Here is a 13,836-nt window from a genome sequence, read left to right as displayed (position 1 = left end):
GTCCGCCTGAAGTCACTGACCGGAAACGGCGCGGACGCCGCTTCCGGGATGAGGGTATCGATGAAGCGCCTACTCGGCGAGAAGGCCTTCGCGCTTCAGGATGTTGTTGGTCTCTTCGGCTGCCTTGGCGAGCATCGCGTCGATTGCAGCGTCGTCTTCGGCCAGCGAGGCATCGCCATAGGCGTTGGTCAGCTGGGCGGCGAGGCGCGTCAGCACCTCTTCGATCGGACCAATGGCCGGCAGGGTGAAGAACTTGTAGTCAGCCGGGTAATCGACGAACGCGCCATAGGCGGGAACCTTCTCCGTGACGACGCCGTAGTCGACGCCCGAACGGTTGGGCAGCCAGCCGACATTGTCCAGAAGCCAGACAAGGTTTTCCGGATCGTTGGCGGCCTGCACATAAGCCCATGCGGCCTCTGCGTCTTCACCTTCGACGGAGTTCACATAGAGATTGGCCGGCAGGGCGATGGAGCCGACCGGCAGCGGCGCGGTTGCGTAGTTCAGGTCGGGCGACTTGGCAGCAATGTCGGCGATGACCCAGGACTCGCGGATGAACATGGCCGTCTGACCGCGCTCGAAAGCCTCGGCGTCTGCCGGCATTTCAGGCGTCACGGTCTTCAGGACATGCACGTTCTCGAGATACTGCTTGACCGCCTTGCGGCCAGCCTCGTTGGCGTAGTTCGCCTGCCATTTGCCGTCGCTCACCTCTTCAATGACCGAGCCGCCATACTGGAACAGGTTGATCCAGAATTTTTCCGCAATGCCCTGTCCGCCGCCCGAAAGGCGCAGGCTCCAGCCCGAAACGGTCGCCTTGCCGTCTTCGTCGCGCTGGGTCAGCTTCTCGGCGTAATCCGTATAGGCTTCCATGGTCTGAGGCGGCTCTTTGAGGCCGGCTTCCTCGAACATGTCGATATTGTAGAAGAGGGCGCCCTGACCGCGGAAAAGCGGAACGCCGTAGACGGTTCCGTTCTTGGAAGCGGCATCGACGAAGAACTCGCCGAAATTGTCCTTGTTGGTGACGAAGCCCGCCACGGCTTCCGGCGCTGCCGGCAGAAGATCGTTTTCGATGTAGCGGCTGGCCGTGGAACCGGCGAGCTCGATCACGGTCACGCCGGCGGAGCCGGAGGTGAGGCCAAGCGCAATGCGCTTCTCGTGTTCGCGCAGCGCAATGGCTTCAACGTTGACCTCGAGATCGGGGTACTTTTCTTTCAGCGATTCCGCCACATGCTCATAGAACGGCGCCATCTCGGGGTAGCCGCTCCAGACATTGATGGTCTGGGCGAATGCGGAGCCGGAAACAGCGGTGATCGCCGCCGTCAGCGACAGGGCCGCGATGCGCGCGGTGAAGCTGGAACTGCCGGATTTCTGGGTGCTGGACCTGTACGCTCTCATCTTTTGTTCTCCCTTTCGACGTGAGCAGACTGCAATTTTGTTCCCGATGAAAAATTGCCATGCAACCGGTTGCGCGTCAAGCCGGCTTGCTTTTGCATCAATATGGCCGGCCCGCATTTTGCGAGGGTCCGGCCGCATCTCCCTCTAACCCCTGCCAGGCCTGATTTTCTTGAGAAGCTCAACAGCCGCACCAGCAAGTGCTTCTGCGCAACCGGGTGCGAGACTTGCCGGTTGTCCGTAATAGCGATGGGCTTCGTCCACCTCATACCCGCCGGAAGAAAACTCTTCTCCTGGCGGGATATAGCCGGGATTGTCTTCCGCAAACCCGGCGATGAAGGCAGGACGTTCGCCACAGGCGGCGCGCAGGCTGAGCGCGGTCGCCGCAAAGATCTCTCCGGGCAGACCAATCACGGGCAAGCCACCCCAGTCGAACACGCAAACCCGACCCGACAGGGTGTCTGCCGGCTCACGCGCAATGGTCTCGGCCCAGTGGATCCAGGCATCCAGAAGCGCCACCTGCGCGGGTTCAGCCCCTGCTCGCTCAGCGCGCCATCGTGTTGCCAGTTCCGCCGGCGTCTCCGTTTCACGGCGCTTGAATGGCAGGGAAACCTGCGTTTCCAGCGCCGTCACCTCCCTGTCAAGTGGCTGTTCAGGCGCTTCCAGCGCTGCCTTTGCAATCGCCGCGCCAATCCGCTCGGCGGCGGCAAAGCTGCGATCCGGGTTTGCGGCAAGGCTGATCGAGGCGTGCGCGCTGTGGCCCGTATTTGCGTCGCCCACGCATCCGGTGACAAACAGGGCGGTGGCTCCGGGATAAGCGGTTTCCAGTGCGCGGCGCACAAAGTGCGGATAGTCGGCGGTCCACAGTCTGTTGTCTGCGCCCAGCACCACGGGGTGGCAGGCATAACCCGTCATCAAGGCAATCATGTCGCCATTCTCGCCGCGCACACGCAGAAGCGGCAGGGCGCGATCCACCGGACCGTCCGGGTGGCGGCGATTGCGGGCAATGTCGGGGTCGGATCCGAGCCCGACCGAGAGCATTGCAGGCCTTTGCGCGGCAACAGCCAGATCGACGGCTTCGACACAGGCGTCTTCCAGCCTTTGCAGATAGGCCTCGTCGGTCTCAATCGTCAGGCGTCCGGCCATGGAGACGGGGCCGCCATGATTGTGCAGGGCGCTGATGATGACATTCGCGTCAGGAAGGACGCAGCGGCGGCGTATGCGCGCGCTCATGTCTCCGTGCAGGCCGATCACATCGGCAACCACCATCACTGTATCGTTGACAGCCAGCGCACGCACCGTCAGCGGGTCATGCGCGCCAATAGCTGGCAGCGTGCGGGCGGCAAAGCCGGAAAGCGGCAGGCCTGCGGGTGGTGTGATGTCTACCGTGGCGACGCCTGCGCGGATCATGCTCAGAGCACCTCTTCACCGTGAACGAGCGTGTTTTTCAGCTCAAAGGAGCCGGTTTTCCCGTCAATGGAAAAGCGGATCAGATCGGCCGACGCATTCAGCTTCATCACGCCCCGACCATCGACAAACGCGCCGGGATTGGCCGTGGCGAGCCTCAGCGCCTGCGCCAGCGAAAGCCCGGTCATGCGCATGGCAATCGGGACGTTCTCGATCAAGGGCAGGCCGGCCCCGGCCAGATAAGGTGTCCCGGCAATGCCCACGCGTCCGTCGGCGCGCACTTCGACATCGCCGCCAATCGGCTGGCGGTAGATGCCGGGCTCCATGCCGGCCAGCGCCACGCTGTCGGAAACCAAAAGGGCGCGTTCCAGCCCCTTGGCGCGCAGCATGGTCTTGAACGTGTCGTCCGGCAGGTGATGGCCATCGGCGATAAGCGTCGCGGTCAGCCGGTCATCGGCGAGCTGCGCCCAGATCAGGTTCGGATGGCGGGGCATGAGCGCGGCTGCGCCATTACCAAGATGTGTCGAGAGCCGTGCGCCGGCTTCGGCTGCCGCATGCACCTGCTCGGGCGTGGCAGAGGAATGCCCAATGGCGACATGAACGCCCTGCGCCGTGATGGCGCGAATATAGGCCGGGGCCTCTTCATATTCGGGTGCAAGGGTCACGAGGCGGACAAGACCGCCGCTCGCCTTTTGCCACGCATCGAATTCTTCGAGGGAGGGCGGCCTCACATGCTCTGCGGGATGCGCGCCGCGCGGCCCGTCCTCCGGTGCGATGCTCGGGCCTTCCATGTGGACGCCGGGGATCATGCGCGCGCAAAGAACGTCTTCGCGCCGCGCCGTGGCGATGGCGTCAAGTCCATCAAGCAGCCGCTCGCGCGATCCGGTCACAAGGGTTGGAAGATAGGTGGTCACGCCGAGCCCGGCCATGATGCGGGTAAGCTCGGAAACACGCTTCGGCGTCAGCGCGCCGTCGTTCAGGTCGAGGCCCGCATAACCATTGACCTGAAGGTCGACCAGGCCGGGCGTGAGATAGGCTTCGTCCTGCGAGCCCGTCTCGGCAATGGCTGCGATCCGCCCGTCGCGCATCGTGATGGCGATGCTGCCTCCGGTAACGGGGTCGCGCCCGGCTATGGTCTTCTCCGTGCTCACAGCGCGCGAACCCGGTCGCGGAAGCGGGCCAGAAAGCGGGCGTTTGCTTCATCGCCACCCGGTGCGTTACCGCTGCGCCAGACCGGCGGTTCGACGCCACGGTCGAGCAGTTTGGCAACGGTGCGGATCACCAGGCAGTTCAGTGCGAACGCATTGGCAAAAGTGGAGATGGCGGAGATGTTCTCGGTCATGCTGGGCAGGCTGACCACCGCATCGCCGATCGGAACTTTCGTGTCGATGGCGATGTCGACCACATCATGCAGGTTCTTCTTCTCCGGGTGGCGCGCCGGGTGATCCGGGCTCGTGCTTTCGGCGTGTTCACGCGAGCTGACGCCGATAAGAAACGCCCCGCGAGACTTCGCCTCCAGTGCGGCGTCGATCAGGGCTGCGTTGATGCCATAGGCGTTTGCGAGGATCAGTACGTCACCCTCGCCAAGGCGGGCATCGGCAATGACAACGCGGCCATAGCCCGGCGTGCGTTCGATTGCCATGGAGCGCAATGCGCCGTTGGATAGCAGCGTGCCTTCATCGAGAATCGCGCTCATATGCATCAGGCCGCCGGCCCGGAAAAACACCTCCTGGCTGGCGAGATTGGAGTGCCCGCCGGGGCCGAAGATGTGGATAAGCCGGTCTGCCTCGATCTGGGAGGCGAGGCGCTCGGCGGCCTTGTTCAGAGTGTCACGCTCTTCGACAAGGATGCGCTGCATGAGCGCGTGGCTCGTTGCGAGATAGTCTGCGCAGATCGCGTCGGCGTTGATCTCAGGCATCGGGGTCGGCCTCTTTGTCCAGATAGAGTGTGCAGTTTTTATGTTCGCGCAGAATGCTTGCCGGGCAAGCGGTTGTCCGCTCTCCGTGCAGCGTTCCTCGCACGGCGTCGCGCTTGTGAGCGCCCGGCACGATGCAGAACATGCGGTCGGCGCGCAACAGCCGTGGAATGGTGAGCGTCAGCGCGGTGCGCGGCACCGCATCAAGGCTCTCAAAGCCGCCATCATCATATTGCTGCTGGCGGCAGACCGCGTCGAGCTCCACGAGTTTGACGTCCAGCGGATCCTCAAAATCGGCGATGGGCGGATCATTGAACGCGATATGGCCGTTGACGCCGATGCCGAGGCACACAAAGTCGATGGGCGCTTCATTGAGCAGCGCGGTGTAGCGTTGCGCTTCGGCGTCCGGGTCTGCACCGGGGTCGATCCGGTTTGCGGCAGCCAGCGGAAGCGCATCGAAAATATGCCGGTTCAGCCAGTGCGCGAAGCGCTGGGGCGCATCCGGCGCAAGGCCGATGAACTCATCCATGTGAAAGGCGGTCACGCGCGACCAGTCGATGTCGGGCATGGCGCGAAGCTGCTCGATCATCGAGGACTGGCTCGGCGCGGACGCGAAAATGACGCGCACAATCTTCTGGCTGGCCAGCCGTTCGCGCAGCGCTTTGGCGATGTCGGCGGCAGCCGCGGCCCCCATCGCGTCGCGGTCTGCAAAGGTTTTTACGGTGAGCCTGTCGATCTTTCGGTCAACGAGCGGAGTTGGCTCGAGCGCGGCTTGGCTATGCTGCAAATCATGTCTCCGAAGATTGCGCCCGCTGATCGCAGGGGCCTTGCGGCAGAGTAGAACAAGAATGCGGGCACTATGCTGTGCAACCGGTTGCATGTCAACCGGTTGCCTGACGTCTCTCGGCGGTGCATCTTGTCGCCAGAAAAGCACAAGGTTCGAGGGCAGGCGGTGGCAGCGGAGCGCAAAGGCGGCGTCACAATCAGTCAGGTGGCGAAGGAGGCCGGGGTGGCGCGCTCAAGCGTGTCCCGCGCCTACACGCGGCCCGATATGCTGAGTCCGGAGACGGTCGAGCGGATCAAGGCGGCTGCCGGCAAGCTCGGTTACGTGCCAAATCACACGGCCCGTGCGCTCAGCACCGGGCGCTATGGCAATCTGGCGCTGATCGTGCCGGATGTCGCAAATCCGTTTTTCCCGCCCATGATCCGCGCGGCCCAGGTCGAGGCGGATCGCTCCGATTTTTGCGTGTTTCTCGGAAACTCCGATGAAGATCCGGAAAAAGAGGACCAGCTTCTCGGTCGTTTTTCCGGGCAGGTCGAGGGCATCATCCTGGCATCGCCCCGGCTTTCGGACGAACGCATCGCGGCCCATGCGCTTTTGCGACCTCTTGTTCTGATCAACCGCGATGTGAAGGGCATCCCGAAAGTGCTGATCGACAGTGGCACCGGCATTGCCGAGGCGACGCAGCATCTGGCCGATTTCGGGCACCGCAACATCGTCTATGTCAGCGGTCCATCCACATCCTGGTCCAACAAGCAGCGCCGCGCGGCCGTGCGTCGGGCCTCAAAGAAACTTGGCCTTGAACTGAGCTTCGTCTCGGCCAGTGTCCCGAGTTTCGAAGCCGGTTTGCAGGCAGTCGATGCCATCCTCGCAAAGGGCGCGACGGCGGCGATTGCCTTCGACGATGTGACGGCGCAGGGCATTCTGGCGGGCCTTGGCGAGCGCGGCGTCAGCGTGCCCGGCGAATTCTCGGTGGTCGGCTGTGACGATGCGCTGGGGCCATTGACGGTGCCGAGCCTCACAACCGTTTCCAGCCGCTCCATAGAAGCTGGAAAACTGGCAGTTTCGCTGTTGCTGGAAGTGCTGGAATCACAGGCGGTGCGCGATGCCTCCTATGTGCTGGAAACGCATCTGATCATTCGCTCGACGACCGGCAATGCCCCGTAACGCACCTATTTTTCAAAGATACGTTCTAGACGATCCTGAACACCGCGGCGCGGCTCTCGGGCTTGAATAAGCAGCATATAAAATAATACCAGTTCAAAACCTGTAGAAATTTTGTCATCATGTGCAGCGGACGCAATGACCGAGGCAAAACGGAATGAATGAAGCGGCACTTCTCGATTTCATACGGGGGCATATCGCCGGCGGAAACGGAGCCGAGCCGCTCTATCGCCAGGTCGAAATGGCGCTGTCGGAAGCCATTCATTCGTCGCGGCTGAAACGCGGCGCCGTTATCCCGAGCGAGCGCACCCTTTGCGCTGCCCTCTCCATGTCCCGCGTCACCATTCGCCGCGCCATTGAGGATCTGGAGGCGGATGGCCTGCTGCATCGCAGGCACGGCGCAAAAACGGTGGTGTCGTCACGGCTGGAAAAATCTCTCTCCACCATGACGAGCTTTTCAGAGGATATGCGTTCGCGTGGTCTGGAGCCCGGATGCATATGGATTTCCAAGGAAACAGGGCGTCCCTCGCCGACGGAAATGATGGCGCTTGGCATCTCGGTTGCCGATGAGGTCGCGCGCTTGAGGCGCATCCGCACCGCTGACAACACGCCCATCGCGATCGAGACGGCGACGCTGCCTCTGCGTTTTCTGCCGAGACCCGCCGAGGTGGGCGATTCCCTCTATCAGGCTCTGGAAGCCCGGGGGGCCATGCCGGTGCGTGCGGTGCAGCGGATGCAATCGACCCCGATCACCCCGGAGGAGTCACGGCTTCTCGAAGCCCCGCCGCAGACCAGCCTTCTGGTGATGGAGCGTCGCTGCTTTCTGGAAGACGGGCAGATCGTGGAGTTCACGGAAACTAAATATCGTGGCGATGTCTACGATTTCGTCATCGAGCTGCACCGCTAATACCAGTTCAAAACTGGTTGTTATCTGGTATTTTGTCTGCCTATGATATCCTCCACAGATGGAGGAGAAAGCGTGTCGAACCGCATCCTAGCGCTCGAAAACGGGCTGATCGTCTCCTGCCAGCCGGTCACCGGCGGGCCGATGGACACAGCGCCCATCGTCGTTGCCTTTGCGCTGGCGGCGCTTGCCGGCGGCGCGGAGGGGCTGCGCATCGAATCTGCCGATTATGTGAAAGCCGTGCGGGCCGCCACCGATGCGCCGATCATCGGCCTGATCAAGCGCGATCTGGACACGTCGCCCGTGCGCATCACTCCGTGGATCGAGGATGTGGAGGCGCTTGCAGAAGCTGGCGCAGATGTCATCGCCTATGACGCCACGCAGCGCACGCGCCCCGTGCCGACGGCCGATCTGGTCAGGTGCATTCACGCGGCGGGAAAGCTCGCCATGGCCGATTGCTCGATTGTTTCCGACGCCCGACAGGCGCTTGACGAAGGGGCCGACATGGTTGGTTCCACGCTCTCCGGTTACACGGAAGGGCCGGAACCCACGGAGCCCGACCTTGAACTGATCAGCGCCATGCGTGCGCTCACGCCTCATGTGGTGGCGGAAGGCTGCATTCGCCTGCCGCGTCATGCGGGCGAAGCGCTGAAGGCCGGGGCGCGGCTGGTGGTCGTCGGTTCCGCGATCACGCGGCCCGAGCATGTCACCTCCTGGTTCCGGGCCGATATGGACGCCGAGGCGGGAGCGCGCAATGCGTGAGGCTCAGACGGTTCTGGCGCTCGACATTGGCGGCACGAAGATGCTTGCCGCGCTCGTGCGCGGAGAGACCGTTGTCGACAGCCTGAAAGTGCCGACCCCGCGCGATATGGGCGGGCCCGCCCAGTGGCTCGAAGCGCTCTTTGCGCAGATCGAGCACTGGAAGGGCGCTTATGGATGTGTCGGCGTTGCCGTAACGGGCATCGTGGATGACGGGCTCTGGTCCCCGCTCAACCGCAGGACGCTGGATTTTCCCGACCGCTTTCCACTGCTCAAAACAGTTGGCGTGCTTTCCGGCGCGCCCGCCATCGCCGCCAATGATGCGCAGGCTGCTGCATGGGGCGAATATCGCTTCGGCGAAGCCGAGGGCAATCTCGTCTTCCTGACCGTTTCCACGGGCATTGGTGGCGGCATCGTCATGGATGGGCGGCTGAGAACCGGACTTGCCGGGCATTTCGGCCTCCTGCGGGGGCAGGACTTCGAAGGCGCCGGCGGGGATGATAGCGCGCTGGAGGATCATGTTTCGGGCAATTTCATCGCCGCTTCCGCGGCGGCGCATCAGCCGGGCGCAACGTCGCATGACGTTTTTGACGCGGCGGCCAGGGGCGCGGTCTGGGCGAACGAAATCATCGACCGTTCGGCCCGGCGCGTGGCCATTCTGTGCCGCAACATTCAGCTCAGCTTCGACCCGGACCGCATTGTCATCGGCGGCGGTATCGGGCTTGCCCCGGGGTATCGCGCGCGCATTGAAGCGCAGCTGGATCACGTTTCGGAACGGCTGAAGCCACGGCTCGCGGCGGCCCGGCTGAGGGAGAGGGCCGGTGTTGTGGGCATCGCCGATCTTGCACTTCAAAACATGACACAAAACCAAGTCAAACAATGAATGGGAGAATGGATATGAGACCTGTTGCACGATTTGCATCCATGTTGGCAGGAAGTGTTTTTGCTGCGGGCCTGTGGGCCGGCGTGGCAAGCGCCGAGGTCACCGTGCTCGGCTGGCCGGGCGGCCCTGAAGAAACGGCGCTGCGCGCCGCAGCCGAAGCCTATAACGCGAAGGACGATGTCAGCGATGAGAACAAGGTCGAACTCCTGTTCTTCAACCGCGACGGTTTCTGGGACAAGCTGCAGGCAGATCTCGCCGCAGGGTCCGATGCGTTCGATCTGAACCTGCTCGCCACCTATTCGATCGGCCGCTATGCGCCGTTCATGGAGCCGGTGGAACTGTCCGACGGGGCGCAGGCGCTTTATGGCGACGCCGTTCTTTCGACCATGCAGTTCGATGGCAAGCAGTATGGCGTGCCGACCGATCTTTCTCTGCATTTCATGTATTACCGCAAGGACCTGATCGATGCGCTGATGAGCGATGACGGCGCCAGAGCGCGTTACGCGGAAATCAGCAAGGAGCATCTGGGCGAGGCGCTTGAGCCCAAGAACCCCGATGACTGGACCTGGGACGATTATGCGGCCACCGCGCTTTATTTCACCAAGGCGGTGAACCCGGACAGCCCGACCCGCTACGGCACCGTTCTGCAGATGAAGAACCTGCTGTTCAACATCATGGTGTGGCAGTCGACCGCGCGTTCCCATGGTGGTGACTGGATGGATGCCGAAGGCAACATCACGGTCAATTCGGATGCATTCCGCGAGGGGCTTGAGCTCTACAAGATGCTCTACGACGCCGGCGCAACGCCGCGCGACTCGCTTTCCTACGAGTTTGCCGAAGCTAATGCCGCCTATGCGGCGGGGCAGGTGGCCGCCATGGTGCAGTGGAACGCGGCTGCCGCCGATCTCACCAATGCGGAAAAATCACCCGCAGTGGGTGACGCGACCGCCACCATCGCTCCACCCGCCGGGCCTGAAAGCCGGGCCACGCATATCCATGGTCTCGGTCTTGGCCTCAACAAGAGCGCCGGCAACAAGGACGGTGCGAAAGCCTTCCTGAAATGGCTCTCCACCGAAGAGGCAGCCCTCATCTACGCCCGTGCGGGCGGTGCGCCGGCTCTCTCGGCCGAGGCTGTCGCAGCAGTGGCGGAAGAGCGGCCGGATTTGGTGCAGCTTGGCGAATATGCCGGCGCTTATGGCTACGTGATGAATGGTGGCGCATCGGCAAATGCGCTTGCCATCTACGAGCTGCAGGCAAAGGAGTTTACGGGCTACTGGTCGGGCCAGCAGGACCTCGATACCGCACTTGCCAATGTTGAGAAGGGCATGGCGGATCTCCTGAAGTAAAGCTGGCGTCAGCCCCTCATCCTCCCCTTCTCCCCGCACGCGGGAGGGATGGGAGGTAGACGTTGCCACTTCTTTCTTCTCCCCGTGCGCGGGGAGAAGGCGCCGGCAGGCGGATGAGGGGCAGCGCCGACCATCAAACCGATCTGGATCACAGACCAAGAAGCACCATGGAAACGACCCATCGCACCGAATGGACGCTGCTTGCCACGCCGCTGATGGCGTTTCTGCTGGTCTGTCTCGGCTTTCCGGCCATCGTCAATCTGATCTACTCGGTTTCCGAAATCAGCTTCGAGACGCTGCGTAGTCCGCAGATCTCCGGTTTCGGCAATTTCGTCGCTGTTCTCACCGATGAGGCGTTCTGGCGCGCCAACTGGTTTTCCCTGCGCTTCGGCCTGCTGACCGCTGTTCTGGAATGTCTGATCGGGCTTGGGCTGGCTGTTTTTCTGGCCCCGCTTTTCAAGAACCGCAGCTGGCCGATTGCCATTCTCATGCTGCCGCTCATGGTGGCTCCGGCCTTGATGGGGTTGATGTATCGCCTCGTTCTGCACGAGTTCGCTGGCCCCGTGCCGCATTATCTCTGGGCCTGGTTTGGAAACAGCCCGGCCTTTCTCGGTCCCAATTCGGCTTTCTGGACGCTGATCGTGGTCGAGACGCTGCAGTGGACGCCATTCGCCTTCCTGCTGTTCCACATGGCCTATCAGGCAATTCCGGAGGAGCTTCGGGAAGCCGCTGCAATCGATGGTGCGACCGGGTTTGCCCGTTTCTGGCGCATCGAGCTTCCGCTGATGTTGCCCACACTGGCGGCGGCGCTTCTGATCCGTTTCATCGATGGCTTCCGGGTTTTCGACAATGTCTACGTGCTGACCGGCAGTGGGGCCGGCGGCTCCACCACTTCGCTGTCGATCTACATTTACGAAGCCTTCTTCAAGCAGGCTGCCATCGGCAAGGCGGTCGCGGCTTCGGTCGTCCTTTTTGTGGCATCGTTCATGGTGCTTTACGGCCTCAACCGCTTTGCCCGGCGCAGGAGACGATAGATGCTCAACGCGATCCGCTGGGCCGTGTTCGCCCTTGCCGCCTTTGCAATGAACTTTCCGCTCATCGTCACGCTCGTGACCTCGTTCAAGAGCGCGCGTGAGATCTCGACCAATCCGGGGCTGTGGATCAATGCGCCGACGCTTGAGAACTATGTGACGGTGCTCACGGTCTCGGACCGGCTGAACATTTTCCTCTATCTTGCCAACAGCTTCGCCATTGCCGCGATGGGCACGCTTCTGGCCGTTCTTCTGGCGCTGCCAGCAGCCTATGCAATCGTGCGCGGCCGTTTCGGCGAGAAGACGCTGCTGCCGCTGATCGTCAATCTGCGGGCGGTGCCGCTGGTGATCTTCGCGATCCCCATCTACATGATGTTCCAGTTTATGGGGCTGCTCGACACGCGGTTCGGCCTCGGCCTTGTGATGACCATCGTCAACATCCCGCTGGTGCTGATCATTCTCGTGAACGCCATATCGGATGTGCCGTTCGAACTCGATGAAGCGGCCATGATCGACGGCGTGAGCCGGCCGGGTATTCTGGTGAAGATCATTGCGCCCGTCATCCGCCCGGCAATCGTGACCAGCATGATCTTCGGCTTCATCACCGCGTGGAACGAGTTCCTGTTCGGCCTGATGCTGACGACCTCGAAGGCTGTGCCCGTAACGGTCGGCGCATCGTTCTTCTTTGCGGCTTCCGGCGGCGGCGTGCAATGGGGCGTGGCCGCAGCCGTTATGATGGTCGGCGCATTGCCGCCCATGCTTCTCGGACTGGTCATGTACCGCAAGATCAGCGGAACGATGATGGCAGGCGCCGTTAAGGGATAGAGAACGGGGCCGGTTATCCGGCCGTTCCAATGCGCCATCAATAGCCGGGACACGCCGTCTTGTCTGTCTTGCCGCTCTCTCGCCGAGGCGCGCGGGCTGCTTCATCACGCATTTTTTCCAGAGCGGGCAGGGGGCTGTCTTCGGCCCCAGCCGCGAGCCATTGCGGGCGGGTTTGCATTCGTTTGCCGGCACATGTGGCGCGCGCGTCTCGGCAGCCTGCGACAAAAGCGCTTGACAGAAAGCCAAAAGACATCGCTAATTATCTAACCGTTTGGTTAGTTAGGGGAACAAAAATGAAGAGCAAGACACTTGCCGCACGCGTGATTTCTGCGGCTTTCGGAGCGTCAGCGCTGCTTGCCGCTCCGGCTTTCGCCGAGGAGTGGAAGCCCACTGAACCGGTGACGATCATCGTCCCGTGGTCCGCTGGCGGCTCCACCGATACTGTCACCCGCGTCGTCGCGGGAGAGCTGAGCAAGGCTTTCGGCCAGAACTTCGTCATTCTCAATCAGCCCGGCGCATCGGGCTCCGTTGGCACACGCGCCGTCTGGGAAGCGCCGCATGACGGCATGACCATGGCCGCCGGCGCGGCTGCCGATCTCGGGGCCTATCCCGTTTTCGGAACGCTCGACGCGAACCTCGATCAGTGGCGTCTTTACCTCCACGTGGCCAATCCGGGTCTGGTGTCGGTGCGCGCCGACAGCGAGTGGGAGGATTTCGGCGATCTTCTGGAAGCCATGAAGTCGGGAAGCGAGCCGATCACGGTTTCTTCCGGCGGGCTTTCCTCTGCCACGGCGATTTCCATGCAGGCGCTTGAGAAGGCCGCGCCCGGCATCAAGTTCCGTCAGATCGTCTATGAAGGCGGCAACCCCGCCGTGATCTCCACGGTTTCGGGCGAGACGCAGTTTACCGCGCAGACGGCGACCGAGCAGGTGGACATGATCCGCGCCGGGCGTCTGCGTCCTCTCGCTGTCATTGCCGACCAACCGCTTGAGCTTCAGGGCTATGGCACGGTTCCGCCGGTCACCGGCTGGCTGCCGGAGGTTGCCAGCGCGCCGAACTTCTTCGGCATCTACATTCCTGCCGATGCGCCCAAGGAAGTGCTCGACGCCATGGACAAGGTCTGGGCGGAAAAGATCGCCAATTCCGACGTCATGAAGAAGCACGCCGCCGAGCGCGGTGCGCTGTTCAAGGCGACCCATGGCGAGGAAGCCGCGAAGACCGCGCTGCCCTTCCTCTCGATCAATGCCTGGCAGCAGTTCGACAGCGGCGCTGCGCCGAACGATCCGAGCAAATTCGGCATTCCGCGCCCCGAATAGGGCTGGAATTGCGGCTCCCCCTCCTGTGAGGCGGGGGAGCCTTGACGCTTCGCCTATACGCAACCGGAAGGTTTCCGCTGCCAGCTTCCTGGCCGCGCTGACCCCTCCTGTCGACA

Annotated in this window: 13 protein-coding genes; 8 read left to right on the top strand and 5 right to left on the bottom strand. The window is 62.6% G+C overall.

Going from position 1 to position 13,836, the window contains the following annotated elements; genetic code table 11:
• Positions 1–69: 69 nt before the first annotated feature.
• From ACRTG1_RS01955 to ACRTG1_RS01935, 5 genes are all read right to left on the bottom strand, one after another.
• Complete coding sequence (locus ACRTG1_RS01955; RefSeq protein WP_432515662.1) at positions 70–1,392, bottom strand: extracellular solute-binding protein; 1,323 nt, start codon at positions 1,390–1,392, stop codon at positions 70–72.
• Positions 1,393–1,536: 144 nt separating this feature from the next.
• A complete protein-coding gene (locus tag ACRTG1_RS01950) occupies positions 1,537–2,799 on the bottom strand; it encodes an alkaline ceramidase (protein ID WP_432515661.1) in 1,263 nt (420 codons plus the stop codon).
• A gap of 2 nt (positions 2,800–2,801) precedes the next feature.
• Complete coding sequence (locus tag ACRTG1_RS01945; protein WP_432515660.1) at positions 2,802–3,947, bottom strand: N-acetylglucosamine-6-phosphate deacetylase; 1,146 nt, start codon at positions 3,945–3,947, stop codon at positions 2,802–2,804.
• The gene (locus ACRTG1_RS01940; RefSeq protein ID WP_432515659.1) at positions 3,944–4,714 is read right to left on the bottom strand and encodes a sugar isomerase domain-containing protein; all 771 of its coding nucleotides are present in this window, start codon (positions 4,712–4,714) and stop codon (positions 3,944–3,946) included. Before ACRTG1_RS01940 ends, ACRTG1_RS01945 begins: the two co-directional genes overlap by 4 nt.
• Positions 4,707–5,498, bottom strand: a complete 792-nt coding sequence (locus ACRTG1_RS01935) for a 6-phosphogluconolactonase (protein WP_222474146.1) — start codon at positions 5,496–5,498, stop codon at positions 4,707–4,709. Before ACRTG1_RS01935 ends, ACRTG1_RS01940 begins: the two co-directional genes overlap by 8 nt.
• 165 nt (positions 5,499–5,663) lie before the next feature.
• Here ACRTG1_RS01935 and ACRTG1_RS01930 point away from each other — a divergent pair, with 165 nt between their 5' ends.
• From ACRTG1_RS01930 to ACRTG1_RS01895, 8 genes are all read left to right on the top strand, one after another.
• Entirely contained in the window at positions 5,664–6,659 is a 996-nt protein-coding gene (locus ACRTG1_RS01930) for a LacI family DNA-binding transcriptional regulator (RefSeq protein ID WP_432515768.1), read from the top strand.
• A gap of 154 nt (positions 6,660–6,813) precedes the next feature.
• The gene (locus ACRTG1_RS01925) at positions 6,814–7,563 is read left to right on the top strand and encodes a GntR family transcriptional regulator (protein ID WP_317090178.1); all 750 of its coding nucleotides are present in this window, start codon (positions 6,814–6,816) and stop codon (positions 7,561–7,563) included.
• A 72-nt stretch (positions 7,564–7,635) separates the two neighbouring features.
• On the top strand, positions 7,636–8,322 hold the full coding sequence (locus ACRTG1_RS01920) for an N-acetylmannosamine-6-phosphate 2-epimerase (protein WP_432515658.1): 687 nt from the start codon (positions 7,636–7,638) through the stop codon (positions 8,320–8,322).
• On the top strand, positions 8,315–9,202 hold the full coding sequence (locus ACRTG1_RS01915; RefSeq protein WP_224873305.1) for an ROK family protein: 888 nt from the start codon (positions 8,315–8,317) through the stop codon (positions 9,200–9,202). The genes ACRTG1_RS01920 and ACRTG1_RS01915 overlap by 8 nt, the downstream gene beginning before the upstream one ends.
• A 14-nt stretch (positions 9,203–9,216) precedes the next feature.
• Entirely contained in the window at positions 9,217–10,548 is a 1,332-nt protein-coding gene (locus ACRTG1_RS01910) for an extracellular solute-binding protein (RefSeq protein ID WP_432515657.1), read from the top strand.
• A gap of 167 nt (positions 10,549–10,715) precedes the next feature.
• Positions 10,716–11,582 (top strand): carbohydrate ABC transporter permease, encoded by an 867-nt coding sequence (locus ACRTG1_RS01905; RefSeq protein WP_113157129.1) that lies wholly within the window; start codon positions 10,716–10,718, stop codon positions 11,580–11,582.
• The gene (locus ACRTG1_RS01900) at positions 11,583–12,404 is read left to right on the top strand and encodes a carbohydrate ABC transporter permease (protein WP_113156739.1); all 822 of its coding nucleotides are present in this window, start codon (positions 11,583–11,585) and stop codon (positions 12,402–12,404) included.
• A 293-nt stretch (positions 12,405–12,697) separates the two neighbouring features.
• On the top strand, positions 12,698–13,720 hold the full coding sequence (locus tag ACRTG1_RS01895) for a Bug family tripartite tricarboxylate transporter substrate binding protein (RefSeq protein WP_432515656.1): 1,023 nt from the start codon (positions 12,698–12,700) through the stop codon (positions 13,718–13,720).
• Positions 13,721–13,836: the final 116 nt, after the last annotated feature.

It is taken from the genome of Nitratireductor sp. PBL-C9 (assembly GCF_050877045.1).
GTDB classification, from domain to species: Bacteria; Pseudomonadota; Alphaproteobacteria; order Rhizobiales; family Rhizobiaceae; genus Nitratireductor; species Nitratireductor aquimarinus.
The sequence above is the reverse complement of the archived record's forward strand: the minus strand, read 5'-3'. Positions and strand labels throughout refer to the sequence as shown.